The sequence below is a fragment of the Arthrobacter sp. MDT1-48-3 genome, assembly GCF_054511015.1.
The window spans coordinates 184,607-204,453 of sequence record NZ_JBTNDL010000002.1 but is presented as its reverse complement, the minus strand read 5'-3'; the positions used below and the strand labels follow the sequence as shown (position 1 = coordinate 204,453).

Annotated in this window: 15 protein-coding genes; 11 read left to right on the top strand and 4 right to left on the bottom strand. The window is 72.3% G+C overall.

The annotated features are described in order from the left end of the window. The first annotated feature begins 20 nt into the window (after window positions 1–20). The 3 genes from ACX80L_RS05850 to ACX80L_RS05840 are packed head-to-tail and all read left to right on the top strand — an operon-like array spanning window position 21 to window position 5,883. Window positions 21–611 (top strand): WhiB family transcriptional regulator, encoded by a 591-nt coding sequence (locus ACX80L_RS05850; RefSeq protein WP_459288305.1) that lies wholly within the window; start codon window positions 21–23, stop codon window positions 609–611. Beyond that, the gene (locus ACX80L_RS05845) at window positions 608–4,030 is read left to right on the top strand and encodes a glycosyltransferase (RefSeq protein ID WP_459288798.1); all 3,423 of its coding nucleotides are present in this window, start codon (window positions 608–610) and stop codon (window positions 4,028–4,030) included. Before ACX80L_RS05850 ends, ACX80L_RS05845 begins: the two co-directional genes overlap by 4 nt. Continuing rightward, window positions 4,027–5,883 (top strand): DUF5719 family protein, encoded by a 1,857-nt coding sequence (locus ACX80L_RS05840; protein WP_459288303.1) that lies wholly within the window; start codon window positions 4,027–4,029, stop codon window positions 5,881–5,883. The genes ACX80L_RS05845 and ACX80L_RS05840 overlap by 4 nt, the downstream gene beginning before the upstream one ends. A gap of 15 nt (window positions 5,884–5,898) precedes the next feature. Here the strand turns inward: ACX80L_RS05840 and ACX80L_RS05835 are convergent, their stop codons facing one another. Further along, a complete protein-coding gene (locus ACX80L_RS05835; protein ID WP_133082017.1) occupies window positions 5,899–6,393 on the bottom strand; it encodes a metallopeptidase family protein in 495 nt (164 codons plus the stop codon). Window positions 6,394–6,517: 124 nt separating this feature from the next. Here ACX80L_RS05835 and ACX80L_RS05830 point away from each other — a divergent pair, with 124 nt between their 5' ends. The 4 genes from ACX80L_RS05830 (at window position 6,518) to ACX80L_RS05815 (ending at window position 10,222) form a co-directional block, all read left to right on the top strand. Beyond that, entirely contained in the window at window positions 6,518–6,904 is a 387-nt protein-coding gene (locus ACX80L_RS05830) for a DUF3499 domain-containing protein (protein WP_459288301.1), read from the top strand. Between the two features lie 108 nt (window positions 6,905–7,012). Further along, window positions 7,013–7,204, top strand: a complete 192-nt coding sequence (locus ACX80L_RS05825) for a Trm112 family protein (RefSeq protein ID WP_133082019.1) — start codon at window positions 7,013–7,015, stop codon at window positions 7,202–7,204. A gap of 56 nt (window positions 7,205–7,260) precedes the next feature. Then, entirely contained in the window at window positions 7,261–8,760 is a 1,500-nt protein-coding gene (ahcY, locus tag ACX80L_RS05820; RefSeq protein WP_133082020.1) for an adenosylhomocysteinase, read from the top strand. Window positions 8,761–8,917: 157 nt separating this feature from the next. After that, on the top strand, window positions 8,918–10,222 hold the full coding sequence (locus ACX80L_RS05815) for a L,D-transpeptidase (RefSeq protein ID WP_459288299.1): 1,305 nt from the start codon (window positions 8,918–8,920) through the stop codon (window positions 10,220–10,222). Window positions 10,223–10,253: 31 nt separating this feature from the next. Here ACX80L_RS05815 and ACX80L_RS05810 read toward each other — a convergent pair whose 3' ends face one another. Further along, window positions 10,254–11,054, bottom strand: coding sequence for an RDD family protein (locus ACX80L_RS05810; protein WP_459288297.1), 801 nt, complete (start codon window positions 11,052–11,054; stop codon window positions 10,254–10,256). A 181-nt stretch (window positions 11,055–11,235) separates the two neighbouring features. Between ACX80L_RS05810 and ACX80L_RS05805 the strand changes: the two genes are divergently transcribed. After that, window positions 11,236–12,225 (top strand): stage II sporulation protein M, encoded by a 990-nt coding sequence (locus tag ACX80L_RS05805; RefSeq protein WP_459288295.1) that lies wholly within the window; start codon window positions 11,236–11,238, stop codon window positions 12,223–12,225. A 106-nt stretch (window positions 12,226–12,331) separates the two neighbouring features. Continuing rightward, window positions 12,332–13,507 carry a TIGR01906 family membrane protein gene (locus ACX80L_RS05800; protein ID WP_459288293.1) on the top strand — a complete coding sequence of 392 codons (1,176 nt, stop codon included), beginning with the start codon at window positions 12,332–12,334 and terminating at the stop codon, window positions 13,505–13,507. 19 nt (window positions 13,508–13,526) lie between these two features. Here ACX80L_RS05800 and ACX80L_RS05795 read toward each other — a convergent pair whose 3' ends face one another. Both ACX80L_RS05795 and ACX80L_RS05790 read right to left on the bottom strand, forming a co-directional pair. After that, complete coding sequence (locus tag ACX80L_RS05795; protein ID WP_459288796.1) at window positions 13,527–15,362, bottom strand: AMP-dependent synthetase/ligase; 1,836 nt, start codon at window positions 15,360–15,362, stop codon at window positions 13,527–13,529. 39 nt (window positions 15,363–15,401) lie between these two features. Beyond that, window positions 15,402–17,033: a dolichyl-phosphate-mannose--protein mannosyltransferase gene (locus ACX80L_RS05790; RefSeq protein WP_459288291.1), complete on the bottom strand. Its 1,632-nt coding sequence runs from the start codon at window positions 17,031–17,033 to the stop codon at window positions 15,402–15,404. A gap of 284 nt (window positions 17,034–17,317) precedes the next feature. Here ACX80L_RS05790 and rsmI point away from each other — a divergent pair, with 284 nt between their 5' ends. Together rsmI and ACX80L_RS05780 are read left to right on the top strand one after the other, a co-directional pair. After that, on the top strand, window positions 17,318–18,139 hold the full coding sequence (rsmI, locus tag ACX80L_RS05785) for a 16S rRNA (cytidine(1402)-2'-O)-methyltransferase (RefSeq protein ID WP_459288794.1): 822 nt from the start codon (window positions 17,318–17,320) through the stop codon (window positions 18,137–18,139). A gap of 150 nt (window positions 18,140–18,289) precedes the next feature. Then, window positions 18,290–19,771 carry an aldehyde dehydrogenase family protein gene (locus ACX80L_RS05780; protein WP_133082024.1) on the top strand — a complete coding sequence of 494 codons (1,482 nt, stop codon included), beginning with the start codon at window positions 18,290–18,292 and terminating at the stop codon, window positions 19,769–19,771. Window positions 19,772–19,847: the final 76 nt, after the last annotated feature.

The following is a 19,847-nucleotide window of genomic DNA, read 5'->3' as shown; positions in this document are numbered from 1 at the left end:
CAACACCGGGAAGGCTCACCATGGGGCAGGCAGAACGTATTCAGGAACAACCGGACATCGCAGCGCAGGCCTCGGCCCGCTACGGTTCGCGGGGCGTGCCCGCGGACTGGTTCCTGGATCCTGCCGACCCTCTCGCGGGGGAGCGGTATCGCGAGCGGACCTCCTCGGCCCTCGAGGACCAGGCGACCGCCTTCCTCGCCGCCCACGAGGCCCTCGCCGGTCTCCCCGATGTCGAGGAGCGCCCGAGCAGCCTCCTCGTCCTTCCCGCCCTGAACCCCGAGCTCCCGGGCGTCCTGCCGGACGTGCAGGACGATGGACGGCACCAGTCGGCGTCGACCCAGCCCGTGTGGATCGGTCTGCCGCTGGCGCCGGGGAACGTCGACGACGACGGCGAACTGTCCTGGCAGGCCGACGCACTCTGCGCCCAGACCGATCCCGAGGCCTTCTTCCCCGAGAAGGGCGGCTCCACCCGCGACGCGAAGAAGGTCTGCGGCGCGTGCATGGTGAAGTCGGAGTGCCTCGAGTACGCGCTGGAGAACGACGAGCGGTTCGGCATCTGGGGTGGGCTCTCCGAGCGCGAGCGGCGCAGGTTGCGGAAGCGAGCGGTCTGATTCCGCCCCACCTCCGCGTCACCGCCGTTGTCGTAGCCCACAACGGCGCCGAGTACCTTCCACGCACCCTCGAAGCCCTCGCACGCCAGACCCGCCCGGCTGATTCCTGCGTCGGTGTCGACACCGGCTCCTCCGACGACTCCGCATCCATCCTCCAGCTCCGGCTGCCGGCGGGAAGTCCCGTGGTGGGGGCTCCCGCCCGTGCCGGGTTCGGGGCGGCCGTGCGAGCCGCCGTGGCGGAGATCCCCGCCGTACGGGACCCCCGGGCCGGCAGCGGCCAGGACTGGCTGTGGCTGCTCCACGACGATTCCGCGCCCGAGCCGGAAGCGCTCGCCGAGCTGCTCCTCGCCGTCGAGCGTGCTCCCTCGGTCACCGTGGCGGGCACGAAGCAGGTGGCCTGGGACGACCGCCGCGAACTCGTGGACGTCGGGCTCTCCATCAGCAGGTGGGCCGAGCGGCTGACCCTCATCGACCTGGACGAGCACGACCAGGGCCAGTACGACGCCCGGAGCGACGTGTTCGCCGTCAACTCCGCCGGCATGCTCGTGCGCCGCGACGTGTGGGATGCCCTCGGCGGCTTCGACCCGGCCCTTCACGGCGTGGGCGACGACGTCGACCTGTGCTGGCGGAACCGCCTGGCCGGCCACCGCGTGGTGGTGGTCCCGGGCGCCGTCCTCCGCCACGCCGGATCGAGGCCGCATCCGCTCTCCACGCCGCATGCCGCGCGTGCCGCCGAGGTGTACCTGAGGCTCAAGCACGCCGCTCCATGGAACGTCCCCCTGCTCGCCGTCGGCGCGGTGCTGGGCGGATTCGCCCGCCTGCTCCTCGGACTCCTGGCGAAGGACCCCGGCCATGGCACCGGCCAGCTGCTCGGCAGCCTCGCCGGGGTGGCCCGCCCCCTGCAGCTGTGGCGCTCCCGCCGCTCCGTCGCGCGGAGCCGCCGGCGCCCGCGCTCGATCGTGCGGCCCCTCGTCACCTCCCGCCGCGAGGTCTGGTCCCACCGGAAGTCGGTGCTGGACGCCTTCACGTCGCGTGGCTCCGATCCGGAAGGGTTCCCGCCGGCGGAGGAGTACGTGCCGTCCGGGAACAGCGACGACGACTTCGCGGCCCTCGCCCCGCCCGCCCGTCCATGGGGCGGCGCCGGCGCCGTGGTCGCCCTGGTGCTGCTCCTCGCTGCAGCCCTCCTCGGGCTGCACCGGCTCGTCGGGGCAGCGGCGCTGGCAGGCGGCGCACTGGTACCGGTGGCCGAGACGCCACGGGCGGTCTGGGACAGTGCGACGGCCTGGTGGACAGGCCTCGGTACCGGATTCGCCGCCCACGGGTCGCCGTTCGCCTACGTCCTGTGGCTGCTCTCGCTCCTGGGGTTCGGTTCGGCGAACACCGCCGTCGTCGTCACCGTGGTCTGCGCCCTGCCCCTGGCAGGGCTCTCCGCATGGATCGCCGCGGGCGCCCTCACCCGGTCGCGCGGGCTGCGGCTGTGGGCCGCACTGTTCTGGGGAGCGGCGCCGGCCCTGCAGGTAGCCCTCGGCAGCGGGCGCCTCGGCGCGCTGATCGCCCACATCCTGCTGCCCCTGGCCCTGCTCGGAGTCGTCCGGGCGGTCGGAGGTGCCCTCCCGGCGCGCCCCCTGCCGGACGGCGTCATCGTTCCGGGCATCGACGGGACGCGCAGCTGGACGGCGGCGGCCGCCGCCGGCCTGGTGCTCGCGGTCGCCTGCGCGTCCGCGCCGTCCCTCCTCCCCGTCGTGATCCCCGGCGGGCTCCTCGCACTGGCCCTCGGCCGGCGGCGTACCCGTACGCTCTGGTGGACGCTGCTGCCGATCCTGGCGGTGCAGCTGCCCTACGCCCTGTCCGCACTGCAGGATCCGCGGGGATTCCTCGGCGATCCCGGAGTGCCTGCCCCCTTCGACCCCGGCGCTCCCTGGCAGCAGCTCCTCGGCTTCCCGGTGTCCTTCGATCCGTTCCTCCCGCCTGCCGCGGCCGGCTTCCTCGGCGCAGGTCCCTGGGCGCTCGTCGTCGCCGTCGTGATCGGCGGGCCGGTCCTCGTCCTTGCAGCGTTCGCGCTGTTCGTCCCGCGCGGGCGCGGACGGATGGTGCGATCGTCCTGGCTGGTGGCGGTCCTCGCCCTCGCCGTCGCAGCCGTTCTGCCGCTGATGCCCGTCGCGGTGGGCACGTCCGCCCTAATCCAGGTGTTCCCCGGCCCGCTCGTGTCCGCCGTGTCGCTGTGCCTGCTGGCCGCGGCCCTCTCGGGGATGCCCGGGGCGCAGCACGCCGGTATCGCGCCGGCCCCGCCGCGCCGGCGCCTCGCCGGGTTCGCCGGCGGCCTCGTCCTCGCGGTCGGCCCGCTGGTCGGCCTCGGACTGTGGCTCGTTCCCGACGTGGCGAGCCCGCCCCCAGCCTCGGCCGAGCCCGTGGTGATCCCGGGCGCTCCCGTCGAGGAGGCCGCGGATGCGCCCGCCACCACCGACCTCGGTACCGGTATCGGGTTGCGGCCCGTCGCCGAGCGGCCGCTGCCGGCCACGGCGGCCGACCGCGGCACGGGGCCGGAGCAGATCCGGACGCTCGTGATCACCGTCGACGACGAGGACGACGTCACCGCCGCACTCATGCGCGGATCCGGCACCACCCTCGACGACCTCAATCCGCTCTACGCCGCCCGCGTGGTGGGACCCGGTGGCGCGGTGCTGGACGACAGCGGATCCGCACGCACCCTGCGCACCACGGCCGCCGTCATCGTGGGCGCCACCGGTGCCGATCCACGGGCGGACCTGCGCGACCTCGGGGTCGCGTTCGTGGTCCTCCGGCAGCCCGAGACGGCCGGGGAGTTCCTCAGCAGCCGCATCGACTCCGTCCCCGGCCTCACCGCGGTCGGTGACACGGACGCAGGGCGGCTGTGGCGCGTGTCCTCCGCGACGCTCGACGACGGGACGGAGGACACCGGCGAGCGCACCGCCCGGGTCCGGGTGGTCGCCGCCGACGGTCGGACGGAGGCCGTCGTCGCGTCCGGAGCGGTGGACGCCGCCGGGAGCATCCCCCCGGGTGGCGAGGGCAGGACGCTCGTCCTCGCCGAGCAGGCGGATGCCGGCTGGCAGGCCACGCTGGACGGCCGCAGGCTCGAGGCGACGTCCGAGGGCTGGCGGCAGGCATTCGTGCTTCCCACGACAGGCGGCGCGGTGGCTGTCTCGTACGTCAGCCCGTACCGGCCCTGGGTGGAGGCGGTCCAGGCGGTCGTCCTCGTCCTGACGATGCTCCTGGCCATCCCCATCCCGTCCCGGCCCCGCGTCGTCCGTCCCCAGGGTGGCGGACGTTCGCAGCCGGGCGTCCGCCGTCGCCCGGACGGGACCGACGCGTGGGACGCCGGGACGGACGACGTACACGTCGACGACCCCCAGCCCGTGACGAGTGGAAGAGGCCCGATGTGATCCGGGGACGCAGGCGCGACACCACGGCGGAGGGCACGCAGGACCGGGCCCGCACGGGGAACGGAAAGTCGACGGACACCCCGGAAGCCGGCGAGCAGGGCGGGATCCGCCTTGACGGGAGCGGTACGCCGGTTCCCGGGACCGGCGACTTCGAGCGCCCGGCGGGCCCACCGGCGTCGGATGCCGCCCGGGCCGCCGTCGCCGCCCGGGCCGTCGCCCGCGACAGGGCTGCCGGGACCGGCACCGCCGCACGCCGCCGCGCCCGCCTGGGCACGGCAGCGGCCGCGGCCACGGGCGTCGTCCTGCTCGCGGCGACAGCCGCGATCGCCGCGGGCGTCGCCGACCCGCTGGTCGGGCAGCCGGGCGTGGCCGTCGCTGTCCCCCCGGCGGTCGTCCCTGCGGGGGATCTCACCGCGGTCTGCCCCGCACCGCCCCGCCTGCTCGCATCGGCCGCCGGAGAAGCCGACCCCGAGTTCGGCCCCGCCTCCGCGACCGCCAGGACGACCGTGAGTGCGATGGTCCTCAGCGACCTCGGCGCGACCCTCACCGGAAGCGGGCTCCTGCCGGTCGGTGGCGGTGCCCCGCTGGCGCTGATCGAGGACTTCGCCCCCGAGGTGTCGCTCGGTTCGAGCGGTCCGGCCAGCAGCAGCGAGGACGGCCTGACCAACCGCCTGGCGGGTGTCTCCCGCGGCGTACGGGTCGATGCCCCCTCCGTGTTCCGGGCGCAGCCGCAGGGCGGCCTCGTACCCGTCGCCGCCGCCACCTCCACCTACACGGCCACCGACGGCGACCTCCGCGGCCTCGCCGCGACGGGGTGCCAGGTGCCCTCCAGCGACTTCTGGCTCCTGGGGGCCTCGACGACCGCCGGGCAGTCCGCGATCCTCACCCTCACGAACCCGACCGGCACGGCGGCGACCGTCACCCTCGAGCTGTACGGGCAGGACGGTCCGATCGAGGCGGCCGGGACACGGGGGCAACTGGTGGCACCGGGTGAGACCCGCCAGATCGTCCTCGCCGCACTCGCCGCGAACCAGGAGCGCGTCGCCGTGCGGGTCCGCAGCGACGGGGGGCGCATCTCCGGCGTCGTCCAGCAGAGCGTCCTCAGGGGCCTCACGCCCGGAGGGGTAGAACTGCTCTCGCCGGCCGTCGCGGCCGGGACCACGCAGGTGGTGCCCGGCGTCGTCGTGCAGGACGCGGCGACGGCGCGCAGCATCCGCGAGCAGGAGGGGTACGGTGCCGCCGCACCCGAACTGCAGGTGCTCGTCCCCGGGTCGAGCGACGCCGTGCTGGGCATCACGGTCTACGGGCGGGACGGCGAGGTCGCGCTTCCCGGCGGGGGAGTCGTGACGGCCGCCGCCGGCTCGGTGACGGCGATCCCGCTGGACGCCCTGGCCGAGGGCAACTACACCGTCGCCGTGACCTCGGACGTCTCGGTGGTCGCGTCGGCACGCGTCGTCCGGGGGACCGACGACGGGAAGCCGGTCGACCTCGCCGGTGCGCCCGCCGCCGCCAGGCTGGGCAACGACTCGGCGATGGCCCTCGCGGAGGGCGTCGACACCTCCCTGGTCCTCGGTGCACCGAGCGGCAGGAGCGAGGTGACGCTGACACCCGTCGCGGCCGACGGCGCGCTCGGCGAGCCGGTGGTGATCGGCATCGCGGGAGGGACCTCCGTCACCGTGCCGTCGTCCTCCCTCGGGCGCAGCCCTGCGGCCGTCCTCGTCGATGCGACGGGGGATCCTGCCTACGGAGCGCAGGTCATGGTCCTGCCGGGAGCACGCGCCGGGATCTCCGTGGCGAGCATCCCGGCCGGTGTCACGGCCCCGCAGAGCATCGCGGTGGAGCTGGGCTACTAGGCCGGTCTGCCCGGACTAGGCCTGCGAGCGACCGTAGGCGGGGTCCACCGCCTCCGGGGCGAGTCCCATGAGTTCCGCGGTCTGCTCGACGACGACGTCGTGGATGAGTTCGTTCACCGGCATGAGAGCCCTGGCCGCCATGAGGATCGGGTGACGGTAGATCGTGATGACCGCCGGCCGGCCGGGCGCCGCGGGGGAGCAGGAACCGAGGAGACCCCGCAGGGTCTCCGGCGTCATGTCCTCCAGGCCGTCCGGGATCTCCTGCACCACGATCTGCAGGTCCTGGATCCGCTCACCCCACAGGCGCTCGAGCCGTTGCGCCGACTCCATCACCCAGTCGTCGAACTGCTCCGACCTGGACCGCGAACCGGGGAGGTGCTGCGGCAGCACCTCGCCACGCATCCCGCGTCCCCTGCGATTACGCCGGCGTTCGTAGAACGACCGCGCCGGGCGCCCCTCGGAGGACGTCGGATCGGTCAGCTCGACCGAAAAAGTGGAAGCATCCTGCATGTAAAGACTGTAAGCCTTCGACACCGCGCCCGCACGCCCGGAAGCCCGGATCCGAGGGGATGCACACGGGCGGGAAGCGCGTCCTGACGGCCGCCGCACCCAAACCCCGGTAGGCTTGCCGATCGTGGGATCACTCCGTCAATGCTCCAGATCAGCCTGCCAGCGGCCGGCGGTGGCCACACTCACCTATGTCTACGGGGATTCGACCGCGGTGCTGGGTCCCCTCGCGACCTACGCCGAACCCCACACCTACGATCTCTGCTTCGTCCACGCGGAGCGCCTGACGGTGCCCCGTGGCTGGGAGGTCGTCCGCCTCACGCTCCCGGACGCCGTGCCGGAACACAACTCCGACGATCTGCTGGCCCTGGCCGACGCGGTCCGCGAAGCGGCCGCCGAACCCGCTCCGGACCAGCCGACCCCCGGGCAGCGCGGCAGCAGGCCGCCCATGGAGCCCCCGGCCGGCGTCACCGGCCCCCGCCGAGGGCACCTGCGGATCCTGCGGGAGCCCTGACGCGGCGCCCTGACGCCGATCGTGCGGAGGCGCGTTCTTCCGGGCACGCCCCGCGGGCGCGGTAGACTCGTACCCACGATCCCCCTCCTCCCGAGCGAAAGCTTCCCCATGGCGAACCTTCCAGCACGGCTGCTCGACGTCCTCCGCTGCCCCGTCACCGGGTCGACGCTCGAACAGGACGGCGCGGTCCTCCGATCGACGGCCCCGGGACCCGGCGGCGAAACGCTCACGTACAGGCTCGACGAGGGCATCCCGGTGCTCCTCCCCGCCGAACTCCCCGGTGCCGCCTCCGCCCCGTAGGGCCGGAGCCGACGCCCTCCCCCGAACCTCCGAACTCCAGCTAGGAACAGCACACCATGACGTTCGACTACAAAGTTGCCGACCTCTCGCTCGCGGAGGCGGGCCGCCACCAGATCCGGCTCGCCGAGCACGAGATGCCCGGGCTCATGGCGTTGCGCCGCGAATACGCCGACGCGCAGCCCCTCGCCGGAGCCCGTATCGCCGGCTCGCTGCACATGACCGTCCAGACGGCCGTCCTCATCGAGACCCTGACATCCCTCGGGGCCGAGGTCCGCTGGGCGTCCTGCAACATCTTCTCCACGCAGGACGAGGCCGCGGCGGCCGTCGTCGTGGGCGACGGCACCGTCGAGGAGCCCGCCGGGGTCCCCGTCTTCGCCTGGAAGAACGAGACGCTCGAGGACTACTGGTGGACCGCCACCCAGATCCTGACGTGGCCGCGCCAGGCCGAGGGCCTCGGCCCCAACATGATCCTGGACGACGGCGGCGACGCCACGATGCTCGTCCACAAGGGTGCCGAGTTCGAGGCGCTCGGAGCGGTGCCGGCAAACCCGCAGGAGGGCGACGCCGACTACTCGCACGAGTACACGGTCTTCCTCGACACCCTCCGCTCCACGATCGGATCCGAGCCACTGAAGTGGACGACCATCGCCGCAGGGATCAAGGGCGTCACCGAGGAGACGACGACGGGCGTGCACCGCCTGTACCAGCTCGCCGCGCAGGGCAAGCTCCTTTTCCCGGCGATCAACGTGAACGACTCGGTCACGAAGTCGAAGTTCGACAACAAGTACGGCATCCGCCACTCGCTGCCCGACGGCCTGAACCGGGCCACGGATGTGCTGATCGGCGGCAAGGTCGCCGTGGTCTGCGGCTACGGCGACGTCGGCAAGGGTGCGGCGGAAGCCCTCCGTGGCCAGGGTGCCCGCGTGATCGTCACGGAGATCGATCCGATCTGCGCGCTGCAGGCCGCCATGGACGGCTACCAGGTCGCCACGCTCGAGACCGTGCTCGGCCAGGGCGACATCTTCATCACCACCACCGGGAACAAGGACGTCATCATGGCCCGTCACATGGCGGGCATGAAGCACCAGGCGATCGTCGGCAACATCGGCCACTTCGACAACGAGATCGACATCGCCGGGCTCGCGCGGATCCCCGGCGTCGAGAAGATCGAGATCAAGCCGCAGGTCCACGAGTGGGTCATCCCGGCCAGCGAGGCCGAGGGTGTGGAGAAGCACTCGATCATCATGCTGTCCGAAGGCCGCCTGCTGAACCTCGGCAACGCGACCGGTCACCCGTCCTTCGTCATGAGCAATTCCTTCGCGAACCAGACGATCGCCCAGATCGAACTCTTCACCAAGTTCGAGCAGGAGGACGCCGAGGGCAACCGCGAGTACGAGAACGAGGTCTACGTCCTGCCCAAGATCCTCGACGAGAAGGTCGCCCGCCTGCACCTCGACGCCCTCGGTGTCGAGCTCACCGAGCTGACCAAGGGGCAGGCCGAGTACCTCGACATCGATGTGGCCGGCCCGTACAAGTCCGAGCAGTACCGCTACTGAGGCCTGCGGACGCCCGATCTCCCGGCCGCTGCCGGCGCCCTGACGGGTACCGGCAGCGGCCGGATCGTTGTCGAACTGCATCCGGGGTACGCCGGGAAATCCGGCCTGTCGCGTAAAATCGCTTGGGGCAGCAACGTCGAGTGGCAGGGGCATGCGCATGAAGCAGGAGTCGAGCAGGGCCGGTGCGCACCGGAAGGGCTGGAAGATCGCAGCCATCGGTGCAGCGGCGGTCGTCGTCGTCGGAGGCGGTGTTGGCATCGCCACGGCATCCCCGTGGAACGATCCTGCCGCCGGGTCCACCCCTGCCCCGTCCTCCTCGTCCTCGTCGTCCCCGGCGGCGGCCCCGGCCGCTGATGCGACATCGTCCGCCGCCCCGCGGCCGACGGTCTCCGCCGCCCCGGACGGCGACCACACCGTCGGCGTCACCCCCACCGACAAGGCCTATGCGGTCAATCCCGCGACCGTCGCGGCCGTCAGCGTCGAGGGGGCGACGCTCGAGGCCGTCGAACTGGTGCCCCGGGAAGGCGGCACGCCGATCGCCGGAACCCTGTCCGACGACGGCACGCGCTGGACCGCCACCGAACGGCTCGCCTTCGACACCGAGTACGAGTTCTCCTACACCGTGCTCGACGCAGCGGGAGACCCACAGCGGGCGACATCGACGTTCGCCACCGTCGAACCTGCCAACGAGGCCGACGCCGCGATGTTCCCGCTCGACGGCAGCACCGTCGGCACGGGCCAGCCCCTCGAGTTCACCTTCAGCGAGCCGGTGACCAACCGGGACGCGGTGGAGAAGGCCGTCACCGTCACCAGCACGAGCAACCAGCCCGGAGCGTTCTACTGGTTGTCGGACACCAAGGTCCGCTACCGTCCCGAGGAGTTCTGGGCCCCGAACAGCACCATCACCGTCGAGCTGAACCTCTTCGGCGTCGACCTCGGCAACGGCATGATCGGGAACGCCGACAGGACATTGACGATGAGGACGCACAACACGCGCCTCGCCGTCGTCGACAACGACACCAAGATGATGAACGTCTACCTCGACGGCAGGCTGGACCGCACGTTCCCCATCACGCTCGGGACCGACGAGTGGCCCTCCACCGAGGGCTACATGGTGGTGATGGAGCACTACGAGTCCACCCAGTTCCGGGCCGAGTCCATCGGCCTGGAGCCCGGCGACCCCGCCTACTACCCGCCGACGGTCGTGAACCACGCGAGCCGGCTGAGCAACGGCGGTGCCTTCGTCCACGAGGCCCTGCCGGCGGCCCAGGTGGCGCTGGGCAGTTTCAACGTCTCGCACGGCTGCATCGGCATGTCGCCCGAGGGCGCGGAGTACTTCTACAACACCTTCGGCCCCGGCGACGTGGTGCAGATCCTGAACACCGGTTACGGTCCCATGTACGTCTGGGACGGCTTCGGCGACTGGAACGTGCCCTGGAACGAGTGGACCGACCAGCCGTAGGCACCGGCCGATCCCGGACAGGCTCCGCAGGCTAGCCGAAAGGCAGCGTGTGGAGCCTTTTCGCTGTCGCCTCGGTGCGTTCGCGCTGGCGCATCATCGCCGCATAGTCGCGGTCCCGCCGCGATGCGATGACGGCGTGCAGGAACTCCTCCGGAGAGGTGTCCGCGGGCGGAGGCGGTGAGACGTGCTGGCTCGCCTCGGACGCGAGGTCGACGGACAGCGCGTACCGCGCCTGGGGGGTGAGCTTCGGCGCCTGCGCGAGGAACGTCGACATCCGCCGGGCCAGGGCGTCGGGGAGGCGCCCGATGTCCGCCGTCCCGGACCAGGTACGGAGCCTCGGCGGCATGACGGCGAGTGCCCGCGGTTTCACGACCACGCGCTCGCGCATGGCGTAGGTGCCGGCGAGCAGATCGCCGAGCCGCTTGGACCTGTCGTTGAAGAGGGACACGAGGAAGGCGAGCGATCCGCCGAAAAGGTAGATCTCCAGGATCGCCAGCATGCCGCGGATGAAGGCGTGCCGGAAGCGGATGGCCCCACCGTCGTCGCGCACGATCCGCAGGCCCATCACGAGCCGTCCCAGCGACTTGCCGCGCGTGAGGGTCTCGACGGTCACCGGGACGACGACGAGCAGGAGCACCACGACGACGAGCAGGAGGGCCGTGGTGAGCGCCGGATCGAGGGCTCCGCCGAACACGTTGCCGATCAGCAGCGCGAGGAGGATCCCGATCCCGAACTGTGCGACGACGTCGATCAGGATGCTCAGCCCCCGGGCGGCGAACCCGGCCGGCCTGAGTTCGAGGACGACGGCCTCGCCGGTGACGATCGAACTCATGGTGACCCCCTGGACGCGTGCTGCTGGAGCGTTGCGGCGCACGCCGCGCTGCGGCGCCGCCGGGCCCAGCCTATCGCTGCGCCACCCCCGAGGGGCGTCGTCGGGCCGCGGAACCGGGAGGGTGTCCGCAGGGTGCGTCGGGGCGGGCGCTCCGGTCCGCGGGGACTATAGGGTTGGGCGCATGGACGTGGACGCATTCATCGCCGTGCACCGCGGCGACTGGCAACGCCTGGACGAACTCGTCGGTCGCCGCCGGCTCGACGGCGCCGAATCCGACGAGCTGCTGGTGCTCTACCAGCGCGTCTCCACGCACCTGTCCATCATCCGTTCCGTGGATCCCGAGAGCGCCCTGTCGGGGTCCCTGTCCACGCGCCTCTCACGGGCCCGCACGCGCTTCACCGGCGCGAGGTCCAACACGCTCGAGGACATCGCCACCTTCTTCGTGTTCGCCCTGCCGGCCGCGTTCTTCCGCATCCGGTGGCTCACGGTGGCGGTGGGGGTGCTGTTCCTCGCCGTGACCTCACTGTACGCCCTCTGGGTGGGGACGCCCGGGGTCATCCAGGCCCTGGGCCCGGAGGAGGACCTCCGGCGCTACGTGGAGGAGGACTTCGTCGACTACTACTCCGAGAACCCGGCGGCGTCCTTCGCGGGGCTCGTCTGGACGAACAACGCCTGGATCGCGCTCCAGGCCGTCGCCTTCGGGGTGACGGGCATCTGGCCGGCCTTCATCCTGTACCAGAACGCACAGGGCCTGGGTATCGCCGCGGGCACGATGGCGTCCTACGACAAGTTCGACGTGTTCCTGCTCTACATCCTGCCGCACGGCTTCATGGAACTCACCGCCATCTTCATCGCGGCGGCCGCCGGCCTGCGCATCTTCTGGTCCTGGGTGGCTCCCGGACGGCGCTCCCGGTCCGTGGCCCTGGCGCAGGAGGGGCGTGCCCTGATCACGGTGGCGCTCGGACTGGTCCTGGTGCTGCTCGTCTCCGGTCTCGTGGAGGGTTTCGTGACGCCGAGCGGGCTGCCCCCGTGGCTCCGGCTCACCATCGGCTTCCTGGTCCTCGCCGCCTACTGGGCCTACACCCTGATCCTCGGGCGGCGGGCGGTCGCGGCGGGGCACCGCGGCGACCTCGGCGCCGTCGACCGGGGGGACGCCGTCATCACGGCCTGAACCCGCGATCGCCGGCGTGCGGGGAGTCTCCCGGGCGGGCCCGCGTCCGGCCGGTAGTGTCGAAGGCGCCGGACCAGGGCCGGCGGCACCAACCGAGGAGACATCGATGGCCGAGACCGACAGCACCCGTTCAACCGCCTCCACCGGGCACGGCCCGGACCACGACGGAACGGCCCCGCGCCCTTCCGCTCCGGGCGCGGAGGACGCCGTGCGCGACGACGCGACGGCATCGGACGGTGCGGAACCGCCCACCCGGATGATCCCGGCGGTGCAGGACGGGCCCACCGGCCACGGGACCGGCTCGCATCCGGACGGCTCCGAGGCGGACCCCGAGGCGCACGGCCCCGAGGCCGCAGGCGGGACGGCCGGGGACGATGCCCCCGGGACGCCGTCCGGCGCCCACCCGTTCCGCGGTGCCGATCGGACCCCCGAGGACGGGAGCCGCGCGACCCCGGCCGCCGGGGAGCCGTCGACGGACACCGCGGCGCTCTCGGTGCGCCCCACCGACACGGAAGCGGCACGGCGTGCGGCCGTCCGCGACCAGGCGGTAGCGGCGAAGCCCGCCCTGGCGCGGTTCCTCCAGGTCGTCGTCGCCCTCTTCTTCCCCGTCATCGTCGTGGCGGCCGCAGTCCGCGCCGTCGCGTCGTCGTCCTTCCTGTGGCTCGAATACCACCGGCCGGGCTTCCCCGCGGACGCGTACGGCTTCTCGCTGGACGACCGCATGACCTACGGCTCCTACGCGCTCGACTACGTGCTGAACTTCGCTCCCGCGCGCTATCTCGGCGGCCTGGTGACGGCCGACGGCGAGCCCCTGTTCCTCGAGTCCGAAGTGGGCCACATGGCGGACGTGAAGGGCGTGCTGGGCCTGTCCTTCTTCGTGGCCCTTGTGCTCTTCGTCCTGGCCGTCCTGGCCTGCGTCTACCTCGCGCGGCGGTACCGGGGCGGAATCCGGCGCGCGCTGTTCTCCGGCGCCGTCCTCACGCTCGTCGGCATCGCGGTCCTGACGGTCCTCGCGGTCCTCGCATGGCAGACGTTCTTCACGCAGGTCCATGCCCTGTTCTTCGCCGACGGCTCGTGGACCTTCCGGGTCGACGACACCCTGATCAGGCTCTTCCCCGAACAGTTCTGGACGGACTCGGCGCTCACCGTCGCGGTACTCGTGCTGGCGGCGACCGTGCTCACCCTGGTCCTGACCTGGCCCACGAAGGCCCGGCGGGAGCGCTCGATGCTGGCGCAGGACGCCCTGCGGTCCCGCTACCAGGACGCCCTCGACGCCTCCTAGCGGGATCTGCGAGGCGCCGCTAGCGCTTGGCGTACAGCCCCTCCAACGCCTCCGCGTGGTCGGCGACGACGGCGGCCCGCTTCAGCTTGAGGGTGGGCGTGAGGTGGCCCGACTCCACGGTGAACTCCGCGTCCAGCACGGCGAACCGCCGGATCTGTTCGGCCTGCGACACCGTGGCGTTCGCGGCATCGACGGCCCCCTGCAGTTCGGCGAGGACATCGGCGTCGGTCACGGCCTGCCCGGCGGTGAGGTCCGGCTTGCCGTGGGCTGCCGCCCACGGACCGAGCGCCTCGCGGTCGAGGCTGAGGAGGGCGCCGATGAAGGGCCTGCCCTCGCCGACCACCACGGCCTGCGACACGAGCGGGTTCTCCCGCAGTGTCTCCTCGAGGGGGCCGGGCGCCACGTTCTTGCCGCCCGCCGTCACCAGCAGGTCCTTCTTGCGGCCCGTGATGGTGAGGAAGCCGTCCTCGTCGAGGGAGCCCAGGTCGCCCGTGCGGAAGTACCCGTCGGCGGTGAAGGCCTCCGCCGTCGCCTGCTCGTTGCGGTAGTACCCGGCGAAGATGCCGGCACCGCGGACCTGGACCTCGCCGTCGTCGTCCAGCCGGACGCTCGTGCCCGGCATGGGGATGCCCACCGAGCCCACCCGCGTGAGCGGAACGGTGTTGACCGTGCACGGCGCCGTGCTCTCCGTCAGGCCGTAGCCCTCCTGCACCAGGATGCCGGCACCGCGGAAGAAGTGCGTGAGGTGCTCGCTGAGCGGGCTGGCGCCGGAGACCGTGTAGGTGACCTCGCCGCCGAACACGCTGCGCAGCCGGGGGTAGAGGATGCGGTCGAACACGGCGTGCGACGCCCGCAGGACGGCCGAGGGCCCGCGGCCCCCGCGTGCGCGGGCATCGACGGCGCGGGAGTAGGCGACGGCGGTGCGCTCCGCCGCGGCGAAGAGCCGGCCCTTGCCCGCCTCGGCGGCACGCTGCCCGGCCGTCGCGTGGATCTTCTCGAAGATGCGGGGGACGGCGAGGAGGAACGTGGGTCGGAAGGTCGTCAGGTCCTCCAGCAACTGCGCGGCGGAGCCGGAGTGCGCCAGCTTGATGCCGCCGGTGAAGCAGACCACCTGCACGGCGCGCGCCAGCACGTGGGCGAGCGGCAGGAACATCAGCGTCCTCGCGTTCTCCTGCTGCAGGAACTCGGGCAGGAACTCCAGGGTGTTGACGGCGAAGAGCGCGAAGTTGCCGTGCGTGATCACACAGCCCTTGGGCCTACCGGTGGTCCCCGAGGTGTAGACGATCGACGCGGCGTCGGCGAGGCCCCGGGAGGAGCGTGCAGCCTCGAGCGCCCCGTCGGACACGGCCTGACCGGCGGCGCCGAACGATGCGAGGGTGGCCTCGTCGCCGAGGTCCTCGGTGGTCAGGCGCACCACCGTCGTCGCATCGGACCGGCCCGCCCGGGCTGCGGCCTCACGCACGATGTCCGCCTTGTGCCCGTCCTCGACGAAGACGACGGCGGGCCGGGCGTCCTCGAGGATCCACGCCACCTGATGCGCGGAGGACGTCTCGTAGATCGGCACGGTCACCGCTCCGGCGAACCAGATGGCGACGTCGGCGACGGTCCACTCGTAGCGGGTCTTCGACATCACGGCGACGGCGTCGCCGGGCTGGACGCCGCGCGCCATCAGCCCCTTGGCCAGCGCGGACACCTGCGCCAGGAACTCCGAGGCCGGGACGTCCCGCCACCGCCCGTCGGATCGCAGGGCGAACAGGGCCCTCGCCGGGTCGGCGTCGTGGGTCCTCAGGAGGAGGTCGGTGGTGTTGCTGGTGGCCGGGAGGTCGACCAGGAGTTCCGTGATGGCTTCGCGCACCATTGCTCGCTTTCGTTCCGGTGGACGGGAGGTCCCGGCCTAGATCCAGCTCGGCAGCCACATGCGCATGCGCCACTGGTCGTAGGGGATGATCTCTGCCGTCCAGATGGGCAGGAAGTACGCCGAGAGGGCCACGGCCGCAGCCAGGAACACCCCCACGAGCACGATACCGCGCCGTCGCCGGGCGGCATCCGCGGCAGGGCTCCCCAGCACGAGGCCGAGGCAGTAGACCAGCGCCAGCACGAGATAGGGCTCGAACGCCACCGCGTAGAAGTAGAAGGTGGTGCGTTCCGGGTACAGGAACCAGGGCAGGTAGCCGGCGGCCACGCCGGTGAGGATCGCGGCGGCACGCCAGTCGCGGCGGCCGAGCCAGAAGAACACGAGCACGAGCAGGGACAGGGCCGCGGCCCACCAGATCAGCGGGTTGCCGAGCACGGTGACGGCCTGCGAGCAGGCGTCCTCACCGCAGCCGGCCGGCTTCTCGTAGAAGAACGACGTCGGGCGTCCCATCACGAGCCAGGACCACGCGGACGCCTCGTAGGGATGGTCCGAGCCGAGGCCCTGGTGGAACGTGAACGCGCTGCGGTGGTACTCCGCGAGCGATCGCAGCGGGTCCGGCACCCAGCCCCACTGCTCCGACGGGTTGCGCTCGGCCCACCTGCGGTCGTACGCACCCTCCGAGAGGAACCAGCCCGTCCACGTGCCGAGGTACGTCAGCGCGGCCACCGGCACGAGGCAGGCGAAGGCGAGCAGTCCGTCCTTGACCGCGCCCCCGAGGAACCAGTGGTGCACTCCGGCGATGCGCCGGGCGCTCATGTCCCACGCGACGGTCATCAGGCCGAACGCCGCGATGTACGGCAGGGCCGACCACTTGGTGCCCAGGGCCAGCCCGAGGCAGATGCCGGCGGCGAGGCGCCAGGGCCGGAGGCCGAGGAAGGGGCCCCAGGACAGCTGGGCGGGGGTCGCCCTCCCGTCGTCGTTCCGCCCGACGATCGAGGCCAGGCGGCGGGCGAGGCGCCGTCGTCCGTCGTCCCGGTCCAGGAGGAGCGCCGCGAACGCGGCCAGGAGCCAGAAGCTCAGGAAGATGTCGAGCAGAGAGGTGCGTGATTCCACCAGGTGGTGGCCGTCGACGGCGAGGAGGAGGCCGGCGGCCGCACCGAGCAGCGCCGAGCCGAACATCCGCCGGGCCACGACGGCGAGCAGGAGGACGGACAGCGTTCCGACGGCGGCGGCGGAGAAGCGCCAGCCGAACGCGTTGTCGGAACCGAACAGCAGCATGCCGACGGCGATCATCCACTTGCCCACGGGCGGGTGCACCACGTAGTTCGGGGCGTCGAGGAGGACGCCGGGGTCGCCCGCGTTGAAGGAGTCGTCGGCGTTCTCCGGCCATTCCCGCTCGTAGCCCGACTGCAGCATCGAGTAGGCGTCCTTGACGTAGTAGGTCTCGTCGAACACGAGGGATCCCGGCTCACCGAGCCGGGCGAACCGCAGGACACCGCCGAGCAGGGCCATGGCGAGGGGAAGGATCCAGGCCACCGACCCGCCCGGGGCGGCTGCGCCGAGGAGGCGGGCGGCCAGGGCGTCCCGCGAGAAGGCGCGCGCCGGCGCGACCACCCGGGCTCCGCCGAACGTCGGACTGTCCCCTCGGGGGCGGACGGCGGTGTGGCTCACCCTGTCATGCTACCGGCGGTGCCCCCGCGTGCTCGGCAGGCCCGGCGGGCTGTCCAGGACGGCTCGGGTACTGCGGCGGCTAGGCTGGTCCGGTGAGCCAGCCACGCGACGACGCCCCCGACCTGACCGAGGAGGACCCCGCCGGGTCCGAGGACGGGTACCCGGAGGGGACCCCGGACGACCGGGGGTCCTCCGAGGTGCTGCCGGACAGCGCCGGCGAGGAACCGGCGCGTGCGTCCGCCGCCTACCGGGGCACGGCCGGGGACGGCAGCGGGCGCGGACGTATCGTCCTCGCGGCGACCCCGATCGGCAACATGGGGGATGCGACGGAGCGCCTGATCGGACTGCTCCGGTCGGCCGATGTCGTCGCGGCCGAGGACACCCGCCGCCTGCACCGCCTGGTGCATGCACTCGGAGTCACGGTCACGGGCCGGGTCATCAGCTACCACGAACACAACGAGGCGGAGCGCACGCCCGAACTCCTCGACCTGGTGCGGGACGGCGCCACGCTGCTGATGGTGACGGACGCGGGGATGCCCTCGGTGTCCGATCCGGGTTACCGGCTCGTCGAGGCGGCGGTCGGGGAGGGGCTCGACCTGACGGCTGTGCCCGGAGCCTCGGCCGTCCTCGCGGCCCTCGCCCTGTCCGGCCTGCCCACGGACCGGTTCTGCTTCGAGGGGTTCCTGCCGCGGAAGCCCGGCGTGCGCGCGGGGCGCCTGGCCGACCTGGCGTCGGAGCGCCGCACCATGGTGTTCTTCGAGGCGCCCCACCGCCTCGAACCGATGCTGCGCTCGCTGCAGCAGGCCTTCGGCTCGGACCGCCCGGCAGCAGTGGCCCGCGAGTTGACGAAGGTGCACGAACAGGTGGTCCGCGGTTCGCTCCTCGAGCTGCTGCAGTGGGCCCAGGACAGCGAGGTGCGGGGGGAGATCGCCGTCGTCGTCGCAGGTGCGCCGGAGGCGCCGCCGTCGCGCCCTGAGGACCACGTCGCGGAGGTCAACACGCTGATCGGGGGCGGGATGCGCCTGAAGGACGCCGTGGCCGCAGTGGCCTCCGACAGCCGGGTCAGCAAGCGGGAGCTGTACGCGGCGGTGATCGCCGCCCGCTGAGGATACCCGGACCGGGGTTTGTGCAGTCGACCAAAGCCGGTGGCACGTGGTCGTGCAGCCTTCACTGGACACCCTTTCTCCGCCGGGTCTAGCGTGAACGGGAATGTCCCCCTCGGGACGCGCCCCGAACACTTCGCGAAGGAGCTAGGTATGGCTGTCACCGCCGACCAGGAGAAGGCAGTACTCGACAAGGTGCCCACCGGGCTCTTCATCGGCGGGCAGTGGCGGGCGTCGTCGTCCGGTGCCACGTTCGACGTCGAGGACCCGGCCACCGGGCGCACCCTCCGGACCCTCGCGGATGCGACACCCGAGGACGGTATGGCCGCGCTCGACGCAGCAGCCGCGGCCCAGGCCGACTGGGCCCGGACCGCGCCGCGCGAGCGGGGGGAGATCCTGCGACGGGCCTTCGACCTGGTCACCGCGCGGGCCGACGAGTTCGCGCTGCTGATGACCCTCGAGATGGGGAAGCCGCTCGCCGAGGCCCGCGGCGAGGTGACCTACGGGGCCGAGTTCCTGCGCTGGTTCTCGGAGGAGTCCGTCCGCATGTCCGGCCGGTACTCGACCTCCCCCGACGGCAGGTCCCGGCTGCTCGTGAGCAAGAAGCCCGTGGGGCCGTGCCTGCTCATCACGCCGTGGAACTTCCCCCTGGCGATGGCCACCCGGAAGATCGCCCCCGCGATCGCCGCCGGGTGCACCATGGTGCTCAAGCCCGCGAACCTCACGCCCCTGACCTCGTCGCTGTTCGCCACCGTGCTGCAGGAGGCCGGCCTCCCCGCCGGAGTCCTCAACATTGTCAACACCACCACCGCGGGGGCCGTCACGGGTCCCCTCATCGAGGACCCGCGCCTGCGCAAGCTCTCCTTCACGGGTTCGACGCCGGTGGGCCGCAGCCTCCTCGCGGCCGCCTCGCAGAACGTGCTGAGGACCTCCATGGAACTCGGCGGCAACGCGCCGTTCCTGGTGTTCGAGGACGCCGACCTCGACGCGGCGGTCGACGGTGCGATGCTCGCGAAGCTGCGGAACATGGGCGAGGCCTGCACGGCGGCCAACCGGTTCATCGTGCACGAATCGGTCGCGGACCGCTTCGCAGCCGCGCTCGCCGAGCGCATGGAGGGCATGACCCCTGCACGCGGCACGGAGGAGGAATCCACGCTCGGCCCCCTGATCGACCAGAAGAGCCGGGACAAGGTGCACGAACTGGTGAGCGCAGCGGTCGGGGGCGGCGCACAGGCCGTCACGGGCGGATCGCCCGTGACCGGCGACGGCTACTTCTACCAGGCCACGGTGCTCACGAACGTGCCCCGGTCCTCGCGGATCCTGCAGGAGGAGATCTTCGGGCCGGTGGCCCCCATCATCACCTTCAGCACCGAGGACGAGGCCGTGGAGCTCGCCAATGACACCGAGTACGGGCTCGTGGCCTACGTCTTCACGCGCGACCTCAACCGCGGGCTGCGCATCGGGGAACGCCTCGACACGGGGATGCTGGGGCTCAACGCCGGTGTCGTGTCCAACGCCGCCGCCCCCTTCGGCGGCGTCAAGCAGTCCGGTCTCGGCCGTGAGGGCGGCGCCGAGGGGATCGAGGAATACCTGTACACGCAGTACGTCGGCATCGCCGATCCCTACGCCTCCTGATCCGGGAGGTCCCGGGCACGATCCGCACGAGAGCAGCGAGGGCCGGCACCCGTCGGGGTGCCGGCCCTTCGTGCGC

What these genes read in the sequence shown, in the direction of transcription:
- ACX80L_RS05850 (WP_459288305.1), top strand. Translation starts at nt 21, where the DNA reads ATGGGGCAGGCAGAACGTATTCAGGAACAACCGGACATCGCAGCGCAG.
- ACX80L_RS05835 (WP_133082017.1), bottom strand. Translation starts at nt 6,393, where the DNA reads ATGCAGGATGCTTCCACTTTTTCGGTCGAGCTGACCGATCCGACGTCC.
- ACX80L_RS05825 (WP_133082019.1), top strand. Translation starts at nt 7,013, where the DNA reads ATGGCGAACCTTCCAGCACGGCTGCTCGACGTCCTCCGCTGCCCCGTC.
- ahcY (WP_133082020.1), top strand. Translation starts at nt 7,261, where the DNA reads ATGACGTTCGACTACAAAGTTGCCGACCTCTCGCTCGCGGAGGCGGGC.
- ACX80L_RS05815 (WP_459288299.1), top strand. Translation starts at nt 8,918, where the DNA reads ATGAAGCAGGAGTCGAGCAGGGCCGGTGCGCACCGGAAGGGCTGGAAG.
- ACX80L_RS05810 (WP_459288297.1), bottom strand. Translation starts at nt 11,054, where the DNA reads ATGAGTTCGATCGTCACCGGCGAGGCCGTCGTCCTCGAACTCAGGCCG.
- ACX80L_RS05805 (WP_459288295.1), top strand. Translation starts at nt 11,236, where the DNA reads ATGGACGTGGACGCATTCATCGCCGTGCACCGCGGCGACTGGCAACGC.
- ACX80L_RS05800 (WP_459288293.1), top strand. Translation starts at nt 12,332, where the DNA reads ATGGCCGAGACCGACAGCACCCGTTCAACCGCCTCCACCGGGCACGGC.
- ACX80L_RS05780 (WP_133082024.1), top strand. Translation starts at nt 18,290, where the DNA reads ATGGCTGTCACCGCCGACCAGGAGAAGGCAGTACTCGACAAGGTGCCC.